At 68.3% G+C, this 23,286-nt stretch carries 27 protein-coding genes; 14 read left to right on the forward strand and 13 right to left on the reverse strand.

Annotated elements, in window-relative coordinates; all coding sequences use genetic code 11:
• Positions 1–47: 47 nt before the first annotated feature.
• From BM133_RS06525 to BM133_RS06560, 8 genes are all read left to right on the forward strand, one after another.
• Entirely contained in the window at positions 48–1,526 is a 1,479-nt protein-coding gene (locus BM133_RS06525) for a sensor histidine kinase (RefSeq protein ID WP_093432448.1), read from the forward strand.
• Positions 1,523–2,161 carry a response regulator transcription factor gene (locus tag BM133_RS06530; protein ID WP_093432450.1) on the forward strand — a complete coding sequence of 213 codons (639 nt, stop codon included), beginning with the start codon at positions 1,523–1,525 and terminating at the stop codon, positions 2,159–2,161. The genes BM133_RS06525 and BM133_RS06530 overlap by 4 nt, the downstream gene beginning before the upstream one ends.
• A gap of 144 nt (positions 2,162–2,305) precedes the next feature.
• A complete protein-coding gene (locus BM133_RS06535) occupies positions 2,306–2,800 on the forward strand; it encodes a GlcG/HbpS family heme-binding protein (protein ID WP_093432451.1) in 495 nt (164 codons plus the stop codon).
• Entirely contained in the window at positions 2,800–3,498 is a 699-nt protein-coding gene (locus BM133_RS06540; protein ID WP_093432453.1) for an ankyrin repeat domain-containing protein, read from the forward strand. The genes BM133_RS06535 and BM133_RS06540 overlap by 1 nt, the downstream gene beginning before the upstream one ends.
• Positions 3,499–3,542: 44 nt before the next feature.
• Entirely contained in the window at positions 3,543–4,187 is a 645-nt protein-coding gene (locus tag BM133_RS06545; RefSeq protein WP_093432454.1) for an FMN-binding negative transcriptional regulator, read from the forward strand.
• Position 4,188: 1 nt separating this feature from the next.
• Complete coding sequence (locus tag BM133_RS06550; protein WP_093432456.1) at positions 4,189–4,422, forward strand: hypothetical protein; 234 nt, start codon at positions 4,189–4,191, stop codon at positions 4,420–4,422.
• A 1-nt stretch (position 4,423) separates the two neighbouring features.
• The gene (gene tadA / locus BM133_RS06555; protein WP_371286307.1) at positions 4,424–5,527 is read left to right on the forward strand and encodes a tRNA adenosine(34) deaminase TadA; all 1,104 of its coding nucleotides are present in this window, start codon (positions 4,424–4,426) and stop codon (positions 5,525–5,527) included.
• The gene (locus BM133_RS06560) at positions 5,524–6,477 is read left to right on the forward strand and encodes an LD-carboxypeptidase (RefSeq protein WP_093432459.1); all 954 of its coding nucleotides are present in this window, start codon (positions 5,524–5,526) and stop codon (positions 6,475–6,477) included. Before tadA ends, BM133_RS06560 begins: the two co-directional genes overlap by 4 nt.
• A 42-nt stretch (positions 6,478–6,519) precedes the next feature.
• Here the strand turns inward: BM133_RS06560 and BM133_RS06565 are convergent, their stop codons facing one another.
• Positions 6,520–6,762: a hypothetical protein gene (locus BM133_RS06565; RefSeq protein ID WP_256219069.1), complete on the reverse strand. Its 243-nt coding sequence runs from the start codon at positions 6,760–6,762 to the stop codon at positions 6,520–6,522.
• A 361-nt stretch (positions 6,763–7,123) separates the two neighbouring features.
• On the opposite strand from BM133_RS06565, the gene BM133_RS06570 reads away from it, so the two are divergent.
• The 6 genes from BM133_RS06570 (at position 7,124) to BM133_RS06595 (ending at position 13,069) form a co-directional block, all read left to right on the forward strand.
• On the forward strand, positions 7,124–8,071 hold the full coding sequence (locus BM133_RS06570) for an adenylate/guanylate cyclase domain-containing protein (protein WP_093432461.1): 948 nt from the start codon (positions 7,124–7,126) through the stop codon (positions 8,069–8,071).
• A 71-nt stretch (positions 8,072–8,142) separates the two neighbouring features.
• Positions 8,143–8,505 (forward strand): hypothetical protein, encoded by a 363-nt coding sequence (locus BM133_RS06575; RefSeq protein ID WP_093432463.1) that lies wholly within the window; start codon positions 8,143–8,145, stop codon positions 8,503–8,505.
• 210 nt (positions 8,506–8,715) lie between these two features.
• Positions 8,716–10,542 carry a DUF1800 domain-containing protein gene (locus tag BM133_RS06580; protein ID WP_093435096.1) on the forward strand — a complete coding sequence of 609 codons (1,827 nt, stop codon included), beginning with the start codon at positions 8,716–8,718 and terminating at the stop codon, positions 10,540–10,542.
• Positions 10,543–10,560: 18 nt separating this feature from the next.
• Positions 10,561–12,036, forward strand: a complete 1,476-nt coding sequence (locus tag BM133_RS06585) for a DUF1501 domain-containing protein (RefSeq protein ID WP_093432464.1) — start codon at positions 10,561–10,563, stop codon at positions 12,034–12,036.
• On the forward strand, positions 12,033–12,386 hold the full coding sequence (locus BM133_RS06590; protein WP_093432466.1) for a hypothetical protein: 354 nt from the start codon (positions 12,033–12,035) through the stop codon (positions 12,384–12,386). The genes BM133_RS06585 and BM133_RS06590 overlap by 4 nt, the downstream gene beginning before the upstream one ends.
• Before the next feature lie 47 nt (positions 12,387–12,433).
• The gene (locus tag BM133_RS06595) at positions 12,434–13,069 is read left to right on the forward strand and encodes a CAP domain-containing protein (protein WP_093432467.1); all 636 of its coding nucleotides are present in this window, start codon (positions 12,434–12,436) and stop codon (positions 13,067–13,069) included.
• Between the two features lie 33 nt (positions 13,070–13,102).
• Here BM133_RS06595 and BM133_RS06600 read toward each other — a convergent pair whose 3' ends face one another.
• From BM133_RS06600 to BM133_RS06655, 12 genes are all read right to left on the reverse strand, one after another.
• A complete protein-coding gene (locus tag BM133_RS06600; RefSeq protein ID WP_093432469.1) occupies positions 13,103–14,590 on the reverse strand; it encodes a mannitol dehydrogenase family protein in 1,488 nt (495 codons plus the stop codon).
• Positions 14,591–14,592: 2 nt separating this feature from the next.
• Positions 14,593–15,804 carry a D-mannonate dehydratase ManD gene (manD, locus tag BM133_RS06605; protein WP_093432471.1) on the reverse strand — a complete coding sequence of 404 codons (1,212 nt, stop codon included), beginning with the start codon at positions 15,802–15,804 and terminating at the stop codon, positions 14,593–14,595.
• Between the two features lie 33 nt (positions 15,805–15,837).
• Entirely contained in the window at positions 15,838–16,602 is a 765-nt protein-coding gene (locus tag BM133_RS06610; protein WP_177224734.1) for an amino acid ABC transporter ATP-binding protein, read from the reverse strand.
• Positions 16,602–17,261 (reverse strand): amino acid ABC transporter permease, encoded by a 660-nt coding sequence (locus BM133_RS06615; protein WP_093432475.1) that lies wholly within the window; start codon positions 17,259–17,261, stop codon positions 16,602–16,604. Before BM133_RS06615 ends, BM133_RS06610 begins: the two co-directional genes overlap by 1 nt.
• Positions 17,261–17,926: an amino acid ABC transporter permease gene (locus tag BM133_RS06620; RefSeq protein WP_093432476.1), complete on the reverse strand. Its 666-nt coding sequence runs from the start codon at positions 17,924–17,926 to the stop codon at positions 17,261–17,263. The genes BM133_RS06615 and BM133_RS06620 overlap by 1 nt, the downstream gene beginning before the upstream one ends.
• Before the next feature lie 31 nt (positions 17,927–17,957).
• Complete coding sequence (locus tag BM133_RS06625; RefSeq protein WP_093432478.1) at positions 17,958–18,788, reverse strand: substrate-binding periplasmic protein; 831 nt, start codon at positions 18,786–18,788, stop codon at positions 17,958–17,960.
• Positions 18,789–18,859: 71 nt separating this feature from the next.
• Positions 18,860–19,591: a FadR/GntR family transcriptional regulator gene (locus BM133_RS06630; RefSeq protein WP_093432479.1), complete on the reverse strand. Its 732-nt coding sequence runs from the start codon at positions 19,589–19,591 to the stop codon at positions 18,860–18,862.
• A 95-nt stretch (positions 19,592–19,686) separates the two neighbouring features.
• The gene (locus tag BM133_RS06635) at positions 19,687–20,205 is read right to left on the reverse strand and encodes a hypothetical protein (RefSeq protein ID WP_143100086.1); all 519 of its coding nucleotides are present in this window, start codon (positions 20,203–20,205) and stop codon (positions 19,687–19,689) included.
• Between the two features lie 21 nt (positions 20,206–20,226).
• Complete coding sequence (locus BM133_RS06640) at positions 20,227–20,589, reverse strand: response regulator (protein ID WP_093432481.1); 363 nt, start codon at positions 20,587–20,589, stop codon at positions 20,227–20,229.
• A 73-nt stretch (positions 20,590–20,662) separates the two neighbouring features.
• On the reverse strand, positions 20,663–21,880 hold the full coding sequence (locus BM133_RS06645) for a hybrid sensor histidine kinase/response regulator (RefSeq protein WP_093432483.1): 1,218 nt from the start codon (positions 21,878–21,880) through the stop codon (positions 20,663–20,665).
• Positions 21,870–22,493: a chemotaxis protein CheB gene (locus tag BM133_RS06650; RefSeq protein ID WP_093432485.1), complete on the reverse strand. Its 624-nt coding sequence runs from the start codon at positions 22,491–22,493 to the stop codon at positions 21,870–21,872. The genes BM133_RS06645 and BM133_RS06650 overlap by 11 nt, the downstream gene beginning before the upstream one ends.
• Positions 22,490–23,272 (reverse strand): CheR family methyltransferase, encoded by a 783-nt coding sequence (locus BM133_RS06655; protein ID WP_177224827.1) that lies wholly within the window; start codon positions 23,270–23,272, stop codon positions 22,490–22,492. Before BM133_RS06655 ends, BM133_RS06650 begins: the two co-directional genes overlap by 4 nt.
• Positions 23,273–23,286: the final 14 nt, after the last annotated feature.

Raw genomic sequence — 23,286 nt, forward strand, 5'->3', positions numbered from 1 at the left:
CTCGGCCAACATCGGGGCGCCCCACAGCGGCGGGCACAATCCGCGCCATGAAACAGTGGTTGCGCTCGCAGGGTGGTTGGTGGCTGGCATGGCTGGTCCTCACGGCGGCGGGCGCGGTGTGGCTGGCGCGCGCGGAGCTCGAACAGTTGCACCAGGACTTCGAGACCGACGCGCGCATCGCGCACCGGCTCATGAGCCAGCAGGTGGTGCAGTACGACGCGGTGCTGGCCACGCTCGCGCTGCTGGAGCCCGGTGCCGATGCGGGGCAGCCGGAGCAGCGCTTGCCATCCGTGTACTCGTCGATCCTGAAGGTGCAGCGCCGCGCGCGCGACGAGCCCTGGCCCGACGAAAAGCAGGCGGGCGCATTGGTCGCCGCCGAGGCGCGCTCGCGCAGCCAGCAGCGCGCCGAACTCGCATCGCTCGACCTCGCGCACGGCCGCTACCAGCTCGTGATGGGCGCCACCCCCTTCAGCTACGCGCTCGAAATCGACCTGGCCGGCTCCGTGCCGTGGCGCGACTGGCCGATGAATCCGCAGCGCAGCCCGGTGCGCGTGAGCCTGCAGCGCGATGGGCAGCAGTTGGTGCTGCAACCCGGCCAGCTGGGCGAGGGCGGCTGGCGCTTCGGTCTCACCAAGGCACTCGCTTCGCCGAGCCAGCCATTCGATCTGGTGGCCGAGCGCCAGGTCGGCTGGGGTGAATTGCCATGGCGCAGCATCGCCGGATGGGCCGTGGCGATGGCGCTGCTGCTGGCCGGCCTCTGGATGGCACAGCGCCAGCGCATCGCACGCCGGCGAGCCGAAGAATTGCTGCGGCTCGGCCAGGTCGCGCGCCTCAACGCATTGGGCGAGCTGTCGGCAGGCCTGGCGCATGAACTCAATCAGCCGCTCACTGCCGTGCTGGCCAACGCACAGGCCGCGCGCCGGTTGCTCGACGACGATCCGCCCGATCTCGCCACCGCGCGCGATGCGATGGGGCAGGCCGTGGAACAGGCCCGCCGCGCGGCCGGCGTGGTCGGCCGTTTGCGCCGCGTGATCGAGCGGCCCGAGGCCGGCGGCGATGTGAAGCCGCTGGTGCTGCAGGAGGTGGTGCGCAGCGCGATGCACCTGCTGGCGCCCGAGTTCGCGCAGCGCGGCGTCGCGGCGCAGTTCGACGCGGGCGCGCAGGCGCCGGTGCGCGTGCAGGCCGAGGCGGTGGCGCTGGAGCAGATCGTGCACAACCTGCTGATGAACGCCTTGCAGGCGCTGGACCTCGTGCCCGCCGCCGAGCGCCGCCTCGTGATATCGGTCGGGCGCAATGGCCAGGAGGGCGTGCTGACCGTGACCGACAACGGCCGCGGCATCTCGCCCGAGGCGATGCCGCGGCTCTTCGAACCGTTCTTCAGCACGCGCGAAGGCGGCCTCGGCTTGGGCCTAAGCCTCAGCGAGACGCTCGCGAGCGGCATGGGCGGCAGCCTGAGCGCGGCCCATGCGGCGCCGCGCGGCGCGCGCTTCACCTTGCTGCTGCCGCTGGTGGCGCCATCGGCATGAACACCCCCGTCACGCATCCACCGCAGTCCCCGCTGATCCACCTGATCGACGACGACCAGGCGGTGCGCGACAGCCTCTCGCTGTTGATCGGCACGGTCGGCCTGCGCGTGCAGGGCTGGGCCGATCCGCAGGCCTTCATCGACGGCTTCGACCGCGCGAGCGTCGGCGCCATCGTGCTGGACGTGCGCATGCCCGGCATCAGCGGGCTCACGGTGCTCGACCGACTGATGGCGCAGGGCGTGGACCAGCCGGTGATCATGCTGACCGGCCACGGCACGGTCGAGATGTGCCGCCGCGCCTTCAAGGCCGGCGCGGCCGAGTTCCTGGAGAAGCCCGTGGACGACGAGCAACTGCTCGAAGCGCTGCAGCAGGCGGTGCGCCAGCACGTGCGTTCGCGCGAGCGCTCGCAGGCCGACAACGCCGCGCGCGAGCGGGTGGTGCAGTTGTCGGAGCGCGAGCGCGAGGTGCTGGCGTTCATCGTGCAGGGGCTCACCAACAAGGAGATCGCGCGCACGCTGGCACTGTCGCCGCGCACCGTGGAGACGCATCGCGCCAACCTGTTCGCCAAGCTCGATTGCGATTCGCTCGCGCAGCTGATCCGGCGGTATGCGGTGCTGGTGACTCCGCACGCGTGAGGGGCGCGCTCCGTAGTTCTACGGAGCGTTGGGCGTAGCCGTACGAATGGTCGCGGCGCGCGGCTTTTTCTACAGTGGCGCAGCCGCCGGCAACAAGAGACAGTGGCCGGCGCAGTCACCCTGCATCCACTGGAGAAACAACAAATGCGTTCCACCCTTTGCCTCGCCGTCCTGCTCGCCGCATCGGCCGTTCAAGCCCAGTCGCCGGCTTCCGCCGTGCGCACCGAAAAAAACATCTCGCTCGCGCTCGCCAACCAGATCGCGGCCGAAGCCGTGGCCGCCTGCGCTGCCAACGGCTACAACGTGGCCGCGACCGTGGTCGATCGAGCCGGCACCGTGCGCGCCGTGCAGCGCGCCGACAATGCCGGCCCGCACACGCTGGCATCGAGCGAACGCAAGGCCTGGACCTCGGCATCGGCCAAGAGCGCGACGCAGGCCATGATGGAAGGTGCCCAGAAGAACCCCGGCGCCGCGAACCTCGTGTACCTGCCGGGCTTCCTGCTGCTGGGCGGCGGCGTGCCGGTGAAGTCGGGCAACGAAGTGATCGGTGCGGTGGGCGTGGGCGGTGCGCCCGGCGGTCACCTGGACGACCAGTGCGCGAACGCGGCGATCGAGAAGGTCAAGGGCCTGCTGGGTTGATGATGAAGCGCGGGATCCGGTCCTTCGTCTTGGCAGGTGCGCTCGGCTTGGGCGCATCGGCCGGCGTGTCGGCCCAGGTGCCGCCGCTCGCGGCCGAGGTGCTGGCCTATGAAGGGCTGCACAAGGCGGCATGGCATGGCGATCTGCCGAAGCTGAAGGCGCTGGTCGCCTCGGACGCGAACCTGGATGCGCGCGATGCGAAGGGCCGCACGCCGCTCCATGTGGCCACCTACGCGCGGCAGCGCGAGGCCATCAAGCTGCTCGCCAAGGCGGGCGCGAACCTCGACCTGCTCGAAGACGACCGCTATGACGCGGTGACCATCGCCTCGGTCGCCGACGACGTGACCACGCTCACGCTGCTGCTCTCGCTGGGCGCCAAGGCCGGGCAGACGACGAGCCGCTACGACGGCACCGCGCTCATTGCCGCCGCGCACCTGGGCCACGACGAAGTGGTGCGGCGCCTGATCTCGGCCGGCGCGCCGCTCGACCACGTGAACAACCTGCACTGGACGGCGGTGATCGAGTCGATCGTGCTCGGCGACGGCGGACCGCGCCACCAGCGCACGCTGGCCGCGCTGCTCGATGCGGGTGCGAGCGTGAAGCTCACCGACCGGCAGGGCCACACGCCGCTGCAGCTGGCGAAGGCGCGCGGCTACGGCGCGATGGCCAGGCTCCTGGAAGCGCCGCGCGCAAGATAGGCCGGCTCGGGGACAATCGGGGTTCGCCACGAGGAAAACACCCCATGTACATGCCCCCGCAGTTCAATGCCAAGGACCCGGCCATCGCGCTGGAGTTGATGCGCTCGCACCCGTTCGCGAGCCTGATCTCGAACGACAACGACGGCCTGCCGTTCGTCACGCACCTGCCGCTGGTGGCGGAAGCGGGCGAGGGCGATCAGCTGGTGTTGTGGGGGCATTGCGCCAAGCCGAATCCGCACTGGCGCTACCTGCAGGCGCGGCCGCAGGCGGTCGCGACCTTTCTCGGGCCGCACTCGTACCTGTCGCCCCAGGTCTATCCCGATCTCGCGCGCGTGCCGACGTGGAACTACCTCGCGGTGCATTGCACGGTCGAGGCCCGGCTCATCGAGGAGCCCACCGAGAAGGACGTGCTGCTCAAGAAGCTCATCGGCGAGCACGAGCCCGCCTATGCGCAGCAGTGGCGCGATCTGGGCGAGGAGTTTCAGCTCAAGATGCTGAACGGCATCGTCGGCTTCGAGTTGCGCGTGACGGCGCTGCAATGCAAGGTCAAGATCAACCAGCACCGCAAGGAATCGCATGCGGCCATGCGCGCCATGTACGGCGCCGGCACGCCGGACGAGCAGGCGCTGGCCGTGTGGATGGACCGGCTTGGCATGAACGCCGAAGTGCCGGTGGCAGAAGGAAACTGAGATGCGCGTGTTCGGATTGCTCGGCCTCGTGCTGGCGCTCGTGATCGTCGGGCTGATCGCGAAGAAGCAGCTGACGACGGCCGCGGCGCCGCTGCCTTCGGTGCCCGGCGCCGCTGCGCCTGCACCGGGCGAAGCACCCGCCGATGTGCGCACGCAGAGCCAGCAGGTCCAGCAGCAGGTGAAGGACGCGCTCGACGCCGCGGCGCAGGCGCGCAAGATGCCGGATGAGAACTGAGTTGCCCTCGCAGACGGACGACGCGCACTGGATGGCCCTTGCGCTGGCCGAAGCGCGCCTCGCGGCCGAGGCGGGCGAAGTGCCGGTGGGTGCGGTGCTGGTGAAGGACGGCCAGCTCATCGCGACCGGCCGCAACACGCCCGTGGCGCAGCACGACCCGAGCGCGCATGCCGAGATCAACGCGCTGCGCGCCGGTGCCGCCGCGCTGGGCAACTACCGGCTCGATGGCTGCGAGCTGTTCGTCACGCTCGAACCCTGTGCGATGTGTGCCGGTGCGATGCTGCATTCGCGGCTGGCGCGGGTGGTGTTCGGGGCGGCCGATCCGAAGACCGGGGCGGCGGGCTCGGTGCTCGATCTCTTCGCAGAGCCGCGGCTGAACCACCGCACGCAGGTGCAGGGCGGGGTGCTCGCAGAGGAATGCGCTGGTGTGCTGCAAGGCTTCTTCCAGCAGCGGCGCAGCGTGGCGCGCGAGCAGGCCGAGCCGTTGCGCGACGACGCGCTGCGCACGCCGCTCGAGCGCTTCGCCGCGCTCGGCGACTATGCCTTTGCGCCGCACCACGTGCAGGACCTGCCGGGCCTGCACGGCTGGCGTCTGCATTACGTGGACGAAGAGGGCGCACCGGGCGAAGACGGCCATCTGGCCTCCTGCCTCTGCCTGCACGGCCCCGGCGAATGGGGCTACTTCTTCCGTCATCTCGTCGGTGCGCAGGGGGTGCGCACGCTGGTGCCCGACCTCATCGGCTTCGGCAAGAGCGACAAGCCCAAGCGCGAAGCCGCGCACCGGCTCGAATGGCACCGCGACGTGCTGCTCGAATGGCTGGACCGCGTGCAGCCGCAGCCTGTGGTGCTGGTGCACAGTGCCGCGGCCACGGAGCTTGCATCGTTGCTGCAGGCCGCGGCTGCCGGTCGATTCGCAGCCGCGATCGTGACCCCCGATGGCGGCGAGCGCATCAAGGACGCATGGCGTGCGCCTTACCCCGACCGCGGGTATGAAGCCGCACTGCGCGCGCTCGGACCCCTCGCTTGGTCATCGGGTCCGACGCCAGCGCAGGCCACGGCGCTTGCCCGGTCGGCGCGCAACGCAATGGGATACTCGGCCTCGTGACCAAACACATCTACATCTACTCTCCCTCCAGCGCGATCCGCGACAAGGCCGCCTTCCGGCGCGGCGTGAAAAGGCTCCAGGCCCTGGGCCACGAAGTCGAGATCGACGCCGATGCACTCTCCGTGCACCAGCGTTTCGCGGGCGACGATGCCACGCGGCTGGCCGCCATTTCGCGGGCCGCTGCGAGCGGCGCCAACATCGCGCTCATCGCGCGCGGCGGCTACGGGCTCACGCGCATCCTCGATCAGATTCCGTACAAGGCCGTGGCCAAGGCGATTCATCACGGCACCGAGTTCGTGGGCTGCAGCGACTTCACCGCGCTGCAGAACGCACTGCTCGCCAAGACCGGCGGCGTCACCTGGTCGGGCCCCGCGGTCGGCGAGGACTTCGGTGCCGAAGCCGGCGCCGACGACATCATGGAAGCCTGCTTCGACGACCTGTTGAGCGGGCAGGGCGAAGGCACCGGCTGGCGCATGCCGGCGCGCGATGCCGAACTGAAGGTCAAGCCCGTGGAGGACGCCGTGCTCTGGGGCGGCAACCTCTGCGTGCTCGCCAGCCTGCTCGGCACGCCGTACTTTCCGGCGGTCGACAAGGGCATCCTCTTCATCGAGGACACCAACGAGCATCCCTACCGCATCGAACGCATGCTCGACCAGCTGAAGATGGCCGGCGTGCTTGCCAGGCAGAAGGCGATCGTGTTCGGCCAGTTCACGGGCATTCGCAAGGTGCCGGGCTACGACCGCGGTTTCGGCCTGGACACGGTGGTCGACCGGCTGCGCGCGTCATTGAAGAAGGTGACCGTGCTCACGGGCCTGCCGTTCGGCCACGTGCCAACCAAGGTGCTGCTGCCGGTGGGTGCGAAGGTGGCGATGGCGGCCGAAGGGCGCGACGTGTTCCTCGTGTGGGGGCATCGGCATGCCCACTCGCACGATCATGACCACGCGCACTGAGTGCAGCCTGGCCGGCCGCGGCCCTCGGAGGCCGCGCGGCCTTCAGCTGTTGCTGGTGAAACGCTGATGGGCGCGCGGGCCCATCGAGCCGGGCAGGCCGCCCTTGAACATGCTGTTGATGGATTTCATCTGGCGGCGCGCGGCGGATTCGCCGTCGATGGCGCTCAGCGCGGTCATCACGTCCTGGCGCAGGTACCAGAGGGCTTCGACGTCGACCGCGAAGCGCACGCGCTGGCTGACGCGCTGGATCGAATGGCCGCCATGGGCCTGGAGCACCGACAGCATGGCCGTGCGAATTCGCCCCAATTGGCTTTCAGACGCCTGGCGCGATCCGAAACCGGGCACGTTCAGCAAACGAAAAATGCGGCGGAGGAGCACCATGAGACGAATAGCGTATTGCCGGAAGCCAGGACGGTCGCTACCTTAAGCTCACGTTAATCAATGCACAAGGTATGAAACAGTGTTTCTTGTTTGTAAACAACAACCTTTACGTATCACTTAAAGCGTGTATTGAAATTTGATATCAAAAGTACTACATCTTCCAGCACGCTAGTGATTGGGCATATGTCAAACAAAACACCGACGGGAGTCCGCGAGGCTTCCTGACCATAATCAACCAGCGATCGCTACCGAGATGCAGAACAGTATGGGTGTCAATGCCACAGTCGTTTTCGCGGACCTGACGGGAAGCACACGGGTCTTCGAAGCCATGGGAAATGCGCGAGCCACCGAAACGGTGACGCGCCTGACCCAGTGGATCGGCGGCGTCTGCCAGGCGCACGGTGGCCGCGTGGTGAAGTCGCTGGGAGACGGCGTGTTCGCCATCTTCACGAGCGGCGCGGCCGCCACGCACGCGGTGATCGAGTTGCAGCGCTACCACCAGAAACGCCTGCAGGTCTGGCCCGCGCCGTTGCGCATGGCGCTGCAGATCGGCGTGGCCAGCGGCGAGGTGGTCGAGCTGGAGGGCGACTGCTTCGGCGATGCGGTCAACCTCGCGTCGCGGCTGAGCGACCTGGCCGGGCCGGGACAGATCTGGGTCACCGATGCGGTGATCTCGCAGCTGCGCGAAGGCGCGGTGCAGCACCGCGACCTCGGGCTCATCAACATCCGCGGGCGCAGCGAGATGTCGGTGGTGCACCGCATCGACTGGCAGGAGGACGTGACCTCCTTTCTCACCGTGCCGGCCGCGCTGGCGCCGCTGCGCATGCCGGACTCGTCGTTCGGCCAGATCGAGCTGTCCTGGCTCGACGTGCGCTCCATGTTCAGCAGCGAGGAGCTGCCGATCCACCTGGGCCGCGTGGACGACGCGCAGTTCGTGGTCAACGACCCGCGCGTCTCGCGGCTGCATGCGCGCATCGAGATGCGGCAGGGCAGTTGCGTGCTGATCGACATCAGCACCTACGGCACCTGGGTGCGCTTTCACGGCAACGGCGGCCCGAGCACCGAGATCGCCTTGCGCCGCGAGGAATGCGTGCTGCACGGCCGCGGCGAAATCGGCCTGGGCGCGCCGCTGAGCGACTTCAGCGCCCCGACCATCGCCTTCAACACGACCGGCGGCGAGGTGATGCTCTCGCGCCGCGAGGTGGGGCCCTGAGTGCACCGGCGCTGCGCGTCGGGCGTTGCTTGTCGACCCGGGCGCTGTCCGCCCTTGGTCCTGGAGCCGCTGTGAACTTCAAACGACATTCTTCTGTTTTCAAATGGGCAACCCTCGGCGCGATCGCTGCCGGCGCCTTGCTCGCCGCGGGCGCTGCCAATGCGCGCGGCCATTGGTCGGTGCAGATCGGCACGCCCGGTTATGCGGGCGGCGGCTACGGTGGTTATCCGGCGCCGTATTACGCGCCGCCGCCGGTTTATTACCCGGCGCCGATCTATTACCAGCCCGCACCGCCGGTCTATTACCGGCCACCGCCGCCGGTTTATTACCGTCCGGCACCGATCTATAGCCCGCCGCCCGGACACATCTATTACGGTCCCGGCTATCCGTACCGTCCGCCGAACGGCGATGAATGGGACGACGAGCGGGATTGAAGCCGCGAACACCGCGTTAACTTAAGACTTGCTCAAATAGGTCTCTGAGGTTGTCAATTTTGTTTCAGAAGTGACGAAAAAGTCACATAAAGTCACAAATATTGGATTGACGACCCCGTCGTCAAAGGTTCTCACCACCGAAATCCACAGGGCACGGCACTTGCCTTGATCAGCGCTACCGGCGTCGGGACGCCGCAGGAGCGAGGAAACATGGTGGAACGGATCGAAGCCGGCTGCGCGAGCGTGGCCGACGAATTGGCGTACATCGATGCGCCGACAAAAACAGACACAGCCGCGAGCGAAACCCCGTCCGCGCCCGTGCCCTTGAAGGCCCTGGCGACGTTCTCCATCGCAGCCGCGCTCGCGGCCTGCGGTGGGGGTGGCGGCGGAAGCGGCGGCGGCGCAGGCGGATTTGCCGGCGGCTTTCCCCCGCCGGGCTCCGGCACCGGAACGGACGAAGGCCCTTACCGCTACCCGCAGGCCAAGACCGACGACGAAGCCGCGCGCTTCCTGCTGCAGGCGCAGTTCTCGGCCTCGGACGCCGAGATCGCCGACGTGCGCAACAAGGGTTACCTGCCCTGGCTCAGCGAGCAGTTCGGCGCACCGCGCGCGCAATCGGCCTGGGAGTGGCTGGACAGCAAGCCCTTCGACACCGCCGCGATCGACGCCGCCGTCTGGCGCCAGCTGATGGCATCGGTCGATCCGGTGCGCAAGCGCATGGCGCTCGCGTTCAGCGAGATCTTCGTGGTCTCGGCCAACGAGATCGGCTCGAACTGGTCTCACTTCATGATGGCCCAGTACTTCGACACGCTGGTGGCCGGCGTCACGGGCAACTTCCGCACCCTGCTGGAAGACGTGACGCTCAACCCCGCGATGGGCTTCTACCTGAACACCCGCGACAACAGGAAGGAAGACGGCCGCGGCCGGCAGCCCGACGAGAACTACGCGCGCGAAGTCATGCAGCTCATGACCATCGGCCTGTCGCAGCTCAACGCCGACGGCACGGTGAAGACCGGCCCCGACGGCCAGCCGCTGGACAGCTACACGCAGGACGACGTGACGAATCTCGCGCGCGTGTTCACCGGCTACGTGCTGGACATCCGCGGCGCCGAGCGCACCGGCTTCACCCCGCCCAACGGCGGCGGCGCCATCGACACCAAGGACTGGACCACGCGCCCCATGGCCTACCTGGCCGCGAACCATTCCATGATGGAGGCGAAGTTCCTGGGCACCACCGTGCCCGGCGGCACGCCCGGCCCGGCGGCGCTGAAGATCGCGCTCGATGCGCTCTTCAACCATCCGAACGTCGGCCCCTTCATCGGCAAGCAGCTGATCCAGCGGCTGGTGACCAGCAACCCGGGCCCGGGCTACGTCAAGCGCGTGGCCGATGTCTTCGCCAACAACGGCGCCGGCGTGCGCGGCGACATGAAGAGCGTGTTCGCGGCCATCCTCCTGGACGACGACGCGCGCAGCCCGGCCGGTCTTTCGGACCCGAACTTCGGACGCCTGCGCGAGCCCATGCTGCGCTTCGTGCAGTGGGGCCGCACCTGCGGCATCGCCTCGGCCACCGACGCCTGGAAGATCGGCATCCTCAGCGACGCGAGCTTCGGCCTCGGCCAGAGTCCGCTGCGCTCGCCCTCGGTCTTCAACTTCTTCCGGCCCGGCTACGTGCCGCCGTCCACCGCCATCGCCGGCAACAAGCTGGTCGCGCCCGAGTTCCAGCTGGTCAACGAAAGCAGCGTGGGCGGCTACCTCAACTTCATGCAGGGCGTGCTGCCCAACGGCTTCAACGGCAAGGACGTGATGGCCAGCTACGCGGTCGAGAAGGCGCTGGTGCTTGACCCCGCGGCGCTGGTGCGGCGGCTCAACCTCGTCTTGACGGGCAACCAGCTGTTGCCCTCGACCGTCACCCTCATCACCACCGCGCTCGCCACGCCCAACCTCACGACGGCGAGCAACGACGGCGCGAAGCTCAATCGCATCTGTGCCGCCATCCTCCTGGTGATGGGTTCGCCCGAATACCTTGTCCAGAAATAACGCGGGAGCCCTTCGTCCATGTACCTGATCAATCCCGCCGAGCACACGCGCCGCGCGTTCCTGCGCCGCACCGGCCAGCTCGCGATGGCCGGCACCGCGCTGCCGTTCGCCCTGAACCTCGCCGCCATGGGCGAGGCCGCCGCGCAGGCCGCGCCCGGCGACGACTACCGCGCGCTGGTGTGCGTGTTTCTCTTCGGCGGCAACGACTATGCGAACACCGTCGTCACCTACGACGCCGACAGCTACGGCCAGTACAGCCTGATCCGCGGCGGCGACGGCGAGGCGGGCGGCGGCATCGCCATCGCGCGCGCCGCGCTGGCCGCGACCGAGCTCAAGCCGACGCAGGCGCTGCCGGGAGGCCGGGTGTACGCACTGCACCCGTCGATGACGGGGCTGGCCGACCTCTTCAACAACCAGGGCAAGGTGGCGGTGCAGCTGAACGTCGGCCCGCTCATCAAGCCGCTGACGCGGGCGCAATACAACAGCAGCAACCGCCGCGACTTTCCGATTCCGCCCAAGCTCTTCTCGCACAACGACCAGCAATCGGTGTGGCAGTCGTCCTCGCCCGAAGGCTCGACCGTCGGCTGGGGCGGCAACCTGGGCGACCTGGCGCTCGCGCCGAATTCGGGCTCGCTCTTCACCTGCATGTCGGTCGCGGGCAACGCGGTGTTTCTCTCGGGCGACCAGGCGCTGCAGTACCAGGTGGGCACGGGCGGCGCGGTGCGCATCGGCGCGGTGAGCGGCACGGGCGGCAATCTCTTCGGCTCGGCCACGGTGAAGGCCGCGATGCAGCAGATCGCGCAGCGCGAGAGCGGCCACACGCTGGAGAACGAATACACCAAGGTGATCCGGCGCGCGGTCTCGGCCGAGGGAAAGATCACCGAGGCGATCCAGTCGGACTTCCCGTCCGGCACCTTCCCGGCGCAGAACAACCTGGCCGACCAGCTCAAGATGGTGGCGCGCCTGATCCGCGGGCGCGAAGCGCTCGGCGTCAAGCGCCAGGTGTTCTTCGTCTCGATGGGCGGCTTCGACCTGCACGACGACCTGATCGCGCGCCAGCCCGGGCTCATGAAGGGGCTGTCCGAGGCGCTGGTCGCGTTCCACAACCAGATGGGCGTGCTCGGCGTGGCCGACAAGGTCACGGCGTTCACCGCCTCCGACTTCGGCCGCACGCTCTCCAGCAACAGCAATGGTTCCGACCACGGCTGGGGCAGCCACCACCTGGTGGTCGGCGGCGCGGTGAAAGGCAAGGCGCTGTACGGCACGGCGCCGCCGGTGAGCATCACCAACACCGCCTCCGACATCGACCAGTGGCACGTGGGGCAGGGGCGCCTTTTGCCCACCACCTCGGTCGACCAGTACGCAGGCACGCTCGCGCGCTGGTTCGGTGTGCCGGACGACCAGCTCGACGGCATCCTGCCGAACCTCAGGAACTTCGGCATGACCGCGCCCAGCGGCATCGCCTATCCGCGCAACGTGGGGTTCATGGCATGAACGACGCGAGCGGCATGAAGGGGATGAAGGGCTTGAACGGGCAGGACGGCGGCACGCGCGTGTCCTTCCCGTCCGATGGCGCCAGGAAGACGTCGTTGCGCGTTCACGGTGCGGACCTGACGCCCATGCACCCGTTCTCCAGCGTCGAGGGCGCCATCGCGGCCATCGACGCGCTGGACCGCGGACTGCGGGAGTTCGAGCTCTCGGTGTCCGACAACCTGCAGGACTACCTGGGCGTGCAGATGGCGCAGATCACCGACCGGGCGCTCGCGCGCGGCTGGGAGCCCATCAGCTTCATGCAGAAGAACGGGTTCCGGCGCTATCGCTTCAAGGCCATGCGCCGGGCCTGAACCCGTTGCCTTTGTCTTTTTCTCTTTCAGAAGGATTCCCGGAAACCATGCGTTCGAAATTCCATTGCGCCGCCATCGGCACTCTCGGCCCTCTCGCAATCGCGCTGCTTGCATCCTGCGGTGGAGGAGGGGGCGGCGGCGGTGGCGGCGCAGTGCCGGTCGGCTTGGGCATTCCACCCGCAGCCGTGCCGGCACCTGCGCCTGCGCCGGTGGCCGATCCGGCTCCGGTGCCCGGCCCCACCGCACTGGAGAGCTGCGGCCTGCCGGACTTCGTGCAGGACACGATCACCCGCGTCAACCAGTTCCGCAGCCAGGCACAGACCTGCGGCGCCTCCTCGTTCCCGGCGGCCGCGCCCGTCGCATGGAACGCGCAGCTCGATGCGGCCGCGGCACGCCATTCGCGCGACATGGTCGCCAAGAACTTCTTCGACCACACCGGCTCGGACGGCAGCACCGTGGGCACCCGTGCCACCGACGCGGGCTACAAGTGGTCGGGCGTCGGCGAGAACATCGCGGCCGGGCAGAACAGCGTCGCCTCGGCCATGAATTCGTGGCAGGGCAGTGAAGGGCACTGCCGCAACCTGATGGGGGCGAACTACAAGCACGTGGCGCTCGCGTGCGTGCGCGGCGGCTCGGGCAATGCCTACCCGTACTACTGGACGATGGTGCTCGGGACGCCCTGATCTGCAACTACGCCTGCGAGGCGATGCGTCAGGTCATGACTCCAGCGTCGCCATCACGCCGCGCTCTTCGAGCAGGCGCATGTGATGGGCCACCGCCGAGACAAAACGCGGTTCCCCGCCCAGTTCGCCGAAGACCGGCGCAAAGCCAGTGAAGAACGCGACGCGGTCCTGCACCGAACGGGCCGTGCCGGCCTCTGCACGCCGTGCCGCCAACGCGCCCGCCAGCGGGTCCTGGATCTCGTGCGGCGCGCCGGTTTCGTCGACGCCGCGCAGGTAGTGGATCCATGCCGCCACCGCCAGGGCGAGCCGGTCGATGGGTTGTCCGGCGCGCAACCGGTCGCGCACCGTGCCGAGCAGGCGCTGCGGCAGCTTCTGCGAACCGTCCATCGCGATCTGCTTGGTCTGGTGCTGCAACGCGGGGTTCGCGAAGCGCTGCAGCAGCCGCGCGCGATAGCCGTCCAGGTCGATGCCCTGCATCTGGGGCAGCGTCGGCGCGATTTCTTCCCGCATCAGCGCATCGATGTAGTTGCGCAGCGCCGGCTCGGCCATCGCGCGGTCCACCGTGCGAAGCCCGGCCATCGCGCCGAGATAAGCGAGCGCCGAGTGGCTGCCGTTGACCATGCGCAGCTTCAGGCGCTCGAAGGGCTCGGCGTGTTCGACGAAGCGCGCACCGCCCGCGGTCCAATCCGGCCGGCCGTTCGCGAAGCGGTCTTCCACCACCCATTCGAGAAAGGGCTCGCCGATCACCGGCCACGCGTCCTCGACGCCCAGGCGCGCCGAGATGCGCGCGCGGTCTGCGTCGGTGGTGCGCGGCACGATGCGGTCGACCATCGAATTGGGAAAGGTGCAGTGCGCCTCGATCCATTCGCGCAGGCCAGCGTCCACCTGCTGCGCGAACGCCAGCACGATGCCCCGTGTCGTCTCGCCATTGGCGGGCAGGTTGTCGCAGGACAGCAGCGTGAGCGGCGCGAGCCCGCGGCCGCGGCGCAGGTTCAGCGCATGCACGACGAAGCCGGGCATGGTGCGCGGCGCCTCGGGGTGCGCCAGGTCGTGCGCGATGCCGGCATCATCCAGCCGCAGTGCGCCCGTGGCCGGATCGTGGTGATAGCCCTTCTCGGTGATCGTCAGGCTGACGATGCGCGTGTCCGGATGGGCGATGCGTTCGAGCACGGCCTGCGGGTCTTCGGGCGCTACCAGCACCTCGCGCAGGTTGCCGATGACCTGCAGCGACTCGCGCGGGCTGCCGTCCTCGGCCGCATCGCGCAGCGCGAGCGTGTAGAGCCCGCCCTGCGGGCGCAGCGCATCGCGCGTGTCGCCGGCGCGCAGCGACACGCCGACCGTGCCCCAGCGCAGGTCGCCGTCCGCATGAAGCGCCGCCTCGTTGACGACCGCGATGTGCGCGCGATGAAAGGCACCCACGCCCAGGTGGACGATGCCGGCCTGCAGCGCCTCGCGGCGGTAGCGAGGCCGCGCGACGTCCGAAGGAAGGCCGGGCAAAGCGTCGGGGTTCAGGCGGCTCATGCTCACCAGTTCCAGAGCGTGCCGTCGTGCTGCAGCCGGTTCACCGGCAGGTAGGCGCGCTGGTACGGGTACTTGGCGGCCAGCGCTTCGTCGATGTCCACGCCGTGGCCCGGCGCTTCGCCCGGATGCAGCATGCCGTTGGCGAAGGTGTAGGAATGCGGAAACACCGCATCGGTCTCGTCGGTGTGGCGCATGTACTCCTGCACGCCGAAGTTGGGCACCCACAGGTCGAAGTGCAGCGCCGCGCCCATGCACACCGGCGACAGGTCGGTCGCGCCATGGCAGCCGGTGCGCACCTGGTAGAGCGAGGCGAGGTCCGCGATGCGGCGCAGCTGCGTGATGCCGCCCGCGTGGACCACGGTGGTGCGGATGAAGTCGATCAGCTGGTTCTGGATCAGGTCCTTGCAGTCCCAGATGCTGTTGAAGATCTCGCCCACGGCCAGTGGCGTGGTGGTGTGCTGGCGGATGAGCTTGAAGGCCTCCTGGTTCTCGGCCGGCGTGGCGTCCTCGATCCAGAACATGCGGAAAGGCTCCAGCGCCTTGCCCAGCCGCGCCGCCTCGATGGGCGTGAGCCGGTGGTGCACGTCGTGCAGCAGGTGAGTGTCGGGCCCGACCGCGCTGCGCACCGCCTCGAACAGCTTCGGCGTGTGCTCCAGGTACTTGGCCGTGGACCAGTCGTGCTCGCCCGGCAGGTCGGCATCGGCCGGCTCGTAGAACATGGTGCCGCCGCCCACGCCGTAGACCTTCTCCAGGCCCGGCACGCCGCTTTGCGCGCGGATCGCGAGGTAGCCGTCTTCCTTGTAGCGCAGCACCTCGTCGACGGTCTCCTGGATGTCGCGGCCGTTGGCATGGCCGTACACCATCACGCCGGTGCGGCTCTTGCCGCCGAGCAACTGGTAGAGCGGCATGTTGGCGGCCTTGGCCTTCAGGTCCCACAGCGCCGTGTCGACCGCGGCGATCGCGGTCATCGTCACCGGGCCGCGGCGCCAGTAGGCGCCCTTGTACAGGTACTGCCAGATGTCTTCGATCTGGTGCGCATCGCGGCCGATCAGGCAGGGAATGACGTGCTCGGTGAGGTAGGCCGCCACCGAGAGTTCGCGCCCGTTGAGCGTGGCGTCGCCGATGCCGGTCAGGCCCTCGTCGGTTTCGATCTTCAGGGTGACGAAGTTGCGGCCCGGGCTGCAGACGATGATGCGGGCGTTGGTGATTTTCATGAGATTGCGGTTCAGGAAAGAGGAGGGGGTGGACTAGCCTTGCCAGCCGAGATGGCCGAGAAAGTCGCGCGTGCGCTCGGCGTGCGGCGCTTCGAAGATCTGCCGGGGCGGCCCCTGCTCGACGACCTTGCCGTGGTCGAACACCACGACCCAGTCGGCCACGCTGCGGGCGAAGGCCATCTCGTGGGTCACCACGACCATGGTCATGCCTTCGTCGGCCAGCTTCTTCATCACGTTGAGCACTTCGCCGATGGTCTCGGGGTCCAGCGCGGAGGTGGGCTCGTCGAACAGCATCACCTCCGGCTCCATGGCCAGCGCGCGCGCAATGGCCACGCGCTGCTGCTGGCCGCCCGAGAGGCCGTTCGGAAAGTTGAGCGCCTTGCTGGCCAGGCCCACTTTCTCGAGCAGCTTCATCGCGCGCTCGCGCGCCTTCGCCTCGCTCATGCCCAGCACGGTGACAGGGCCGATGGCCACGTTGTCCAGCGCGTTCTTGTGCGGAAAGAGCTCGAAGTTCTGGAACACCATGCCCATGCGCTGGCGCACCTTGCGCGCCTGGCGCTCGTCGGTGGGCAGCGGCACGCCGTCGATCAGCACGCGGCCGCCGTCGATGGTTTCCAGCGCGTTCGTGCAGCGCAGCAGCGTCGACTTGCCCGAGCCCGAGGGGCCGATGAGGCACATGACCTCGCCCTTGTTGACCTGCACCGTGATGCCGTCGAGCGCGACGAAGTCGCCGTAGAGCTTGCGCACGTTGTCATACACGACGACCGGCGCCTGGCCCGCCGATTTGCGTTCGCTCATCATTCCTTGACCTCGAATTTCTTCTGTACCCAGTCCACCAGCTTGGCCTGCGGATAGCCCATGAGCCAGTAGATGGCGGCCATGGCCGTGAGCATCTCCAGCACGCGAAAGCTCGACGAGCGGATCTGCAGCGCCACGTGCGCGAGCTCGCCCACCGCGATCACCGACACCAGCGAGGTGTCCTTGAAGAGCGACACCCAGGTGCTCGCCAGCACCGGCAGCACACGCCGCCAGGCCTGCGGAATCACCACCTTGCGCATGGCCTGCCAGCGGCTCATGCCGACCGCGATGGCGGCCTCGGTCTGGCCCTTGCGGATGGAGTTGATGCCCGCGCGGAAGGTCTCGGCGTTGTAGGCCGACACGTTCAGGCACAACGCGACGAGGCCCGTGGTGAAGGCCGAGAACTCGATGTGCAGCAGCACCGGCATCACGTAGAACGCCCAGTACACGACCAGGATCAGCGGCAGGTTGCGAAAGAACTCCACGAAGGCCTGGCTCGCGCCCGACAACACCCTGGATCTGGACAGCCGCATCAGCGCCAGCAGGATGCCCGCCGGCACGGCCACCACCATGGTCAGCACCGTGAGCAGCACGGTCAGCATCGCGCCGTGCAACAGGTCCAGGCGGTGGTCCCAGACGATGCTCCAGTCCAGCGCCATCACGACCTCCCCAGGTGCGCAACGCGCTTGTAGAGCGCATCGATCAGCCGTGTTCCGGGGAACAGGATGATGAAGTAGATGCACATCACCACCGTGAACACCTCGATCGGCCGGTAGCTCTGGCCCGCGATGGTCTCGGCGCGCTTCATGAGTTCAGGCACCGCGATCACCGTGGCGATGGCCGTGTCCTTGATGGTGATCGAGAGGATCGAGCCGAAGGCCGGCAGCATGCGCACCAGCGCCTGCGGCAGCACCACCTTGCGCACGATCTGCGCGCGCGACATGCCCAGCGCGAGCGCCGCGCGCACCTGGCCGGGCCGGATCGACTCGATGCCCGCGCGCACGATCTCGGCCACGTAGGCCGCGATGTGCAGCGTGAGGGCCATCAGCGCCGCCCAGAACGGATGAAAGCTGATGCCCGTGAGGATGGGCACCGCGAAATAGAACCACACCAGGATCACCAGCACCGGAATCGCGCGCTGGGTGTCGATGTAGAAGACGATGGGAATGCGCAGCCAGGCCGCGCCGTAGACGCGGCCCAGCCCCAGCGCGGTGCCCAGCACCAGCGCGCCGGCGGCGGTGAGCACCGACAGCAGCAGCGTGATGCCCAGCCCGCCCAGCAGGTACTGCCAGCTGTCGAGCAGGGGAGAGAAATCGAGGTCCATGAAATCGCAAAGGTCCGGCCGGAGCCGAAGCTCACATCGTGTTGATGATCCGGGCCTCGTCCGCGTCCAGCTTGGGCTTCATCTGGTCGTTCACGGCCTTGAGCCAGTTCAGGTACTCGGGCTGGTTCTTGTCGATGGCCAGGCCGATGGGCGTGGCCATCTCGGTCGAGTCCTGGCAGTTGTTGCCATCGGGCAGTGCCTTCAGGCCCTTGACCTTGCGGGTGAGCGCCTGCCATGGCACGCGGTTGATCGGCGTCACGTCGGCGCGCTTGGCCATGATTTCTTCCACCGGCGCCGCGGTGCCGGCGGTGGACACGCCGCGCAGCTTGGCATTCGGAAAGCGCTTCTTGACCCAGTTCTCTTCGCCGCCGCCGGTGAAGTAGGCGACCGTGATGTTCGGGTTGTTGAAGTCGTCGATCGACTTGGCGTTGGCCACCTTGGGGTTGTCGGCCCGGCCGAACACGCACAGTGCGGTGCGCGAATAGGTCACGAAGTCGACCACCTTCAGGCGCTCGGGCGTCACCGACAGCGGCGAGATCGTCATGTCGGCCTGGTTCGATGCGAGCACCGGCACCTTGGTCTCGTGCGAGACGGGAACCGCCTGCAGCTTCACGCCCAATTGCCTGGCCACTTCATTGGCGAGCAGCCAGGCCGGGCCGGCCCAGGCATCGCCCGAACCGGTGGTGTTCTCGACCAGCCACGGCGGGTTCGACAGCACGCCCGCGCGCAGCACGCCGGACTTCTTGATGGCGTCGATGCGCGCACTCGTGCCAGGCGCCGGCAAGGGCACGGTCTGCGCCACCGCGTGGCCGACAAATGCTGCGGCCACGAGGGCTGCGAGCAGGGTCTTCGTCGTTGTCATCTTCAGTCTCCAGTTCTAGGTATGGCCCGGATCGGGCGAGGGGAAAGGGGGCCGCCCGCCGGACTGGCCGTTCAGCGCCAGGCCTGCGCGAACTCGGCGATCACGCGATCGATGTGGCCGCGCATCGCGGCGCGGGCGGCCGCCGGGTCGCGCTCGAGCAGCGCGTTGAACACGCGCTGGTGGTCGTCCTGGGAGGCGCGGCGCAACTCGGGCGTGTGGAAGTGCGCTTCCATCTGCGACCAGATGGGCGCCTTGGTGTGGTCCCACAGCGCGGTCACCATCTGCAGCAGCACGCTGTTGCCGGTCGATTCGGCAATGCGCAGGTGAAAGAGGCGGTCGGCCGCTTCGTTGGCTGCCTTGTCCTGCATGTGCTCGCGCATCGCGGCGAGCGCGGCGTAGATGCGGTCGATGTCGCTGTCCTTGCGGTTCTCGGCCGCGACGGAGGCGATTTCGGATTCGATCAGGCTGCGCGCGCGCAACAGCTCGAAAGGGCCGGGGCCCGGCGACAGCGTGTAGGCGGAGGCCGCGGGCACGGCGCCCGGCGACGGGGCGCAGATGTAGATGCCCGAGCCACCACGCACTTCGACAGCGCCCTGGATCTCCAGAACGATGATCGCCTCGCGCACCAGCGTGCGGCTCACGCCGAAGCGATCGGCCAGCGCGCGCTCGGACGGCAGGCGGTCACCTACCTTGAATTCGCCCTCGGTGATGAGGCCGGCAATGCTGGCTGCTAGCTTCTGGTAGGTGCGGTCGGTGTCCGCATCGGCGGCCGGCGGGGTGGGGGATTCGATGAGCGTGGCCATGATTGGTGAGCCAGTCTAAAAGTGGTTCACCAATTTTGCCTTCGTGGTTTACCACTAGGCTTTGAAGGCGCGTCGGGCAACGCGCGGCCCGCGCGCTACTCCAGCCGAAGCGGCCTGGAAAGCTCGAGCGTGCGGCGCCCGATCCGGTCGGTCACCTTGGCCTGCACGCTGTACGGCCCGGCTTCATCCGTTGCGCCGAAGCCGAAGTTCATGCTCGCCGAACCCAGCACCAGCGTGGCCCGGGGCGGCTCGGAAGTCCAGAGCGGCCCGCCCCCGGCAGGCACGCGCTTTCCGCTGGGCGTGACCACGAAGAACTCGACGACCACATCGCACTGGCCGATCGCGTTCGGCGCGCAGCCGCGCAGGATCAGCATCGCGCTGGAACTGATCTCGCGCTTCACGCTGTCGATGGTGCGCAATGCCGGCGCCCGGCTGGAGGTGTTCCAGGCCTTGCGAAGCTCGGCCTCGTCCGGGGTGATGACCAGCTGGACGAGAAACTCGCCATCGCTTCGCATGGACTCGGAATCCGGAATCGGCTTGCCGGCGCCATCGGTCCATCCCGCCGTCGATGCAAGCGGCATGAGAAGCGAGAGAACAAGGAGGAGGCGGCGCATCGGCAGAGCCTCCGTTGGCGCCTAGCGCGCCGGCTGCGCGAGGATGCGATCGAGCTGCGCGATGTCGATCGGCTTTTGCAGGTGGTGGTCGAACAGGCCCTTGGCCGATTCGCCCGCCGCGTCCTGCGCCGAGAACCCCGAGATCGCGACCAGGAGCCGCGGCGTGCCTTCGGCGGTGCTCGCACGCAGCCGCCGCGCCACCTCGGTGCCCGGAAAGTCGGGCAGGGTGAGGTCGATCAGCGCGGCATCGAAGCTCTCGGCGGCTGCCGCGTCCATCGCCTGCTGCGCGGTGTAGGTGCAGCGGGCCGTGTGGTCCTGCAGCGTGAGCAGTTCCTGCAGGAGGTCGGCAGCGGCTTCGTTGTCGTCGACGATCAGCACGTTCACGGCGGTTTGTCTTTCTCGTAAGGCGAAAGAAGCAGTATCAACGGATTGTGTCCTGGGCGCCGTAGGGGTGTTCCTACGCGGCCGGGCCCGGGGCCGCGGCATCGCTGTGCAGCGGCAGCTCGACAGTGAAGCGCGCGCCCTGGCCGGCTGCGCTTTCCACGCCGATCTGTCCGGCGTGCAGGTCCACGATCTTGCGCGTGATGTAGAGCCCGAGGCCCAGGCCCGCCGCATGCTGGCGGCTGTGCTCGGTGCGCTCGAACTGCTCGAAGATGCGCCCCTGGTCTTCGGGCGCAATGCCGATGCCGTTGTCCCGCACGCGCACGCGCGCCGTGCTGCCGGCCTGCTCAACCACCATCTCGACCGGCTTGCCGCCGCCGTAGCGCAGCGCGTTGGTCAGGAGGTTGGTGAGCACCTGTTCGATGCGGAACTCGTCCCACACGCCGCGCAGTTCGGCCGGCGCCTCGAGCGTGATCGCCGAGCCCGCGGCCTCGGCCTGCTGCCGCAGGTTCTCGACCACGGCGCGGGCGAGCACCGCCAGGTCGACCGGCTTGGTCTGGATCGACAGTGCATCGCGCCGCATGCGCGTCACGTCGAGCATGTCGTCGATCAGCCGCACCATGTTGCGGATCTGCCGCTGGTCGCGCTCGATCATCGCGGGCAGCCGCTCGGGCGAGAAGTTGGCCAGGTTGCCCTTGGAGAGATGCAGTTGGCGCAGCTGCGCCTCCAGGTACAGCGTGTTGAGCGGCGTGCGCAGCTCGTGCGAGACCATCGACATGAAGTCGTCGCGCATGCGCACCGCGCGCTCCAGCTCGTGCTGGGTGTGCTGCAGCTGCTGCACCAGTTCCTCTTGCTTGCGGTGCGCGGCGGCGAGCAGTTCCATCTCGTGGCGCAGCGCCTTTCGGTGCTGGTACAGGTCGACGAACACGTTCACCTTGCTGACCACCGCGTGCGGATCGAGCGGCTTGTGCAGGAAGTCGACCGCGCCGCTCTCGTAGCCCTGGAAGGCGTAGTTCAGCTCGCGCCCCGCGGCGCTCACGAAGATGATCGGGATGTGCCGCGTGCGCTCGGTGCCGCGCATCATCTCGGCCAGCTCGAAGCCGTTCATGCCGGGCATCTGCACGTCGACGATGGCGAGCGCGAATTCATGCTCCAGCAGCAGCGAGAGCGCCGCCTCGGCGGAGCCCGCGCGGTACACGACGCGGTCCGGCGCGCGGATCAGCGCCTCGAGTGCCAGCAGGTTTTCCGGCAGGTCATCGACGATCAGCAGCTTGCTTTGGACGTCAATGGGCATGGGCGGCCTCCAGTTGCAGGAGCAGGGCGCGAAGCTCGCGCAGCGGTAGCACGTGGTCGGGGGCGTGTCGCGCGATGGCGGCGTTGGGCATGATGGGAATCAGGGCTTCTTTGGGGTCCTGCACGGCGGTGAGCCCGCCGGCCAGGTGGATGCGGTACAGGCCTTCGGCGCCGTCGTCGTTGGCGCCGGTCAGCAGAAATCCGGCCAGCGCGGGGCCGTAGGCGTCGGCGGCCGAGGCCATCAACACGTCGATGGAGGGCCGCGAGAACAGCACCGGCGCCTCGCAGCTGAGCGAGAAGCAGCGCTCGCGCTCGATCGACAGGTGATAGCCGGGCGGCGCGAAGTACAGGCTGCCGGCGGCCAGCGGCATCTTGTCGGCCGCCTCGCGCACGGTGATCGGCAGGCGCAGCGCGAAGATCTCGGCCAGGTGGCTGTCGTGGTTCTCGGGCAGGTGCAGCACCACCGCCATCGGGATGCGCCAGCTCGCGGGCAGGTCCGCCAGCAACGACAGCAGCGCATCGATGCCGCCGGCCGAGGCGCCGAGCACGATGGCGTCCACGCGCTTGCGGGTGTAGGGGCGGGCAGGGGACAGGGGCTTGAGCGGCTCGGTCATGTCGCCTTGCGGTAGATGCGCTCGGCGCGGGCATGGGGCGCAAAGCGGTCCGCGTACGCGGAGAAATCGATGCTCTCCTTCGACCCGAGGCCCAGAAAGCCGCGGTGCGACAGCGACTCGTGAAAGAGCCCGAGCGCGCGGTCCTGCAGCAGCCGGTTGAAGTAGATGAGCACGTTGCGGCAGGACACCAGCTGCGTCTCGGCGAACACGGCGTCGGTGGCCAGGCTGTGGTCCGCGAAGATCACGTCGGCGCACAGCGTGGGGTCGAAGCGCGCCGCGTCATACGCGGCGGTGTAGTAGTCCGAGAAGGCACTCCGGCCGCCCGCGCGCTGGTAGTTGGTGGTGTAGCCGCGAATCGCCTCCAGCGGAAAGATGCCCAGGCGCGCCTTCTCCAGCGAGGCCGGGTTGATGTCGGTCGCGTAGATCTGCGTGCGCTCCAGGAGCCCTTCTTCGCGCAACAGGATCGCGAGCGAGAACACCTCTTCTCCCGTGCTGCAGCCCGCCACCCACACCTTGACCGAAGGGTAGGTGTGCAGGATCGGCACCACGTGCTCGCGCAGCGCGAGGAAGTACGACGGGTCGCGGAACATCTCGCTCACCGGGATCGTCAAGAACTGCAGCAGCCGCCCGAAGAGCCCCGCATCGCGCAGCACCTTTTCCTGCAGCGCCGAGATGCTGGGCAGCCCGAGCTGGTCCAGCGCATAGAGCACGCGGCGCTTCTGCGAGGCCGTCGTGTAGTTGCGAAAGTCGTAGCTGTACTTCAGGTAGATGGCCTCCATCAGCAGGCGCAGCT

It is taken from the genome of Variovorax sp. 770b2, from assembly GCF_900115685.1.
GTDB lineage: Bacteria > Pseudomonadota > Gammaproteobacteria > Burkholderiales > Burkholderiaceae_C > Variovorax.

What these genes read in the sequence shown, in the direction of transcription:
- BM133_RS06615 (WP_093432475.1), bottom strand. Translation starts at nt 17,261, where the DNA reads ATGGCGCTGGACTGGAGCATCGTCTGGGACCACCGCCTGGACCTGTTG.
- BM133_RS06655 (WP_177224827.1), bottom strand. Translation starts at nt 23,272, where the DNA reads ATGGAGGCCATCTACCTGAAGTACAGCTACGACTTTCGCAACTACACG.
- BM133_RS06625 (WP_093432478.1), bottom strand. Translation starts at nt 18,788, where the DNA reads ATGACAACGACGAAGACCCTGCTCGCAGCCCTCGTGGCCGCAGCATTT.
- BM133_RS06550 (WP_093432456.1), top strand. Translation starts at nt 4,189, where the DNA reads ATGCGCGTGTTCGGATTGCTCGGCCTCGTGCTGGCGCTCGTGATCGTC.
- BM133_RS06570 (WP_093432461.1), top strand. Translation starts at nt 7,124, where the DNA reads ATGGGTGTCAATGCCACAGTCGTTTTCGCGGACCTGACGGGAAGCACA.
- BM133_RS06540 (WP_093432453.1), top strand. Translation starts at nt 2,800, where the DNA reads ATGATGAAGCGCGGGATCCGGTCCTTCGTCTTGGCAGGTGCGCTCGGC.
- BM133_RS06630 (WP_093432479.1), bottom strand. Translation starts at nt 19,591, where the DNA reads ATGGCCACGCTCATCGAATCCCCCACCCCGCCGGCCGCCGATGCGGAC.
- BM133_RS06525 (WP_093432448.1), top strand. Translation starts at nt 48, where the DNA reads ATGAAACAGTGGTTGCGCTCGCAGGGTGGTTGGTGGCTGGCATGGCTG.
- BM133_RS06535 (WP_093432451.1), top strand. Translation starts at nt 2,306, where the DNA reads ATGCGTTCCACCCTTTGCCTCGCCGTCCTGCTCGCCGCATCGGCCGTT.
- BM133_RS06620 (WP_093432476.1), bottom strand. Translation starts at nt 17,926, where the DNA reads ATGGACCTCGATTTCTCTCCCCTGCTCGACAGCTGGCAGTACCTGCTG.
- BM133_RS06600 (WP_093432469.1), bottom strand. Translation starts at nt 14,590, where the DNA reads ATGAGCCGCCTGAACCCCGACGCTTTGCCCGGCCTTCCTTCGGACGTC.
- BM133_RS06545 (WP_093432454.1), top strand. Translation starts at nt 3,543, where the DNA reads ATGTACATGCCCCCGCAGTTCAATGCCAAGGACCCGGCCATCGCGCTG.
- BM133_RS06635 (WP_143100086.1), bottom strand. Translation starts at nt 20,205, where the DNA reads ATGCGCCGCCTCCTCCTTGTTCTCTCGCTTCTCATGCCGCTTGCATCG.
- BM133_RS06580 (WP_093435096.1), top strand. Translation starts at nt 8,716, where the DNA reads ATGGTGGAACGGATCGAAGCCGGCTGCGCGAGCGTGGCCGACGAATTG.
- BM133_RS06530 (WP_093432450.1), top strand. Translation starts at nt 1,523, where the DNA reads ATGAACACCCCCGTCACGCATCCACCGCAGTCCCCGCTGATCCACCTG.
- BM133_RS06595 (WP_093432467.1), top strand. Translation starts at nt 12,434, where the DNA reads ATGCGTTCGAAATTCCATTGCGCCGCCATCGGCACTCTCGGCCCTCTC.
- BM133_RS06650 (WP_093432485.1), bottom strand. Translation starts at nt 22,493, where the DNA reads ATGACCGAGCCGCTCAAGCCCCTGTCCCCTGCCCGCCCCTACACCCGC.
- BM133_RS06645 (WP_093432483.1), bottom strand. Translation starts at nt 21,880, where the DNA reads ATGCCCATTGACGTCCAAAGCAAGCTGCTGATCGTCGATGACCTGCCG.
- BM133_RS06585 (WP_093432464.1), top strand. Translation starts at nt 10,561, where the DNA reads ATGTACCTGATCAATCCCGCCGAGCACACGCGCCGCGCGTTCCTGCGC.
- BM133_RS06610 (WP_177224734.1), bottom strand. Translation starts at nt 16,602, where the DNA reads ATGAGCGAACGCAAATCGGCGGGCCAGGCGCCGGTCGTCGTGTATGAC.
- BM133_RS06565 (WP_256219069.1), bottom strand. Translation starts at nt 6,762, where the DNA reads ATGCTGTCGGTGCTCCAGGCCCATGGCGGCCATTCGATCCAGCGCGTC.
- BM133_RS06590 (WP_093432466.1), top strand. Translation starts at nt 12,033, where the DNA reads ATGAACGACGCGAGCGGCATGAAGGGGATGAAGGGCTTGAACGGGCAG.
- manD (WP_093432471.1), bottom strand. Translation starts at nt 15,804, where the DNA reads ATGAAAATCACCAACGCCCGCATCATCGTCTGCAGCCCGGGCCGCAAC.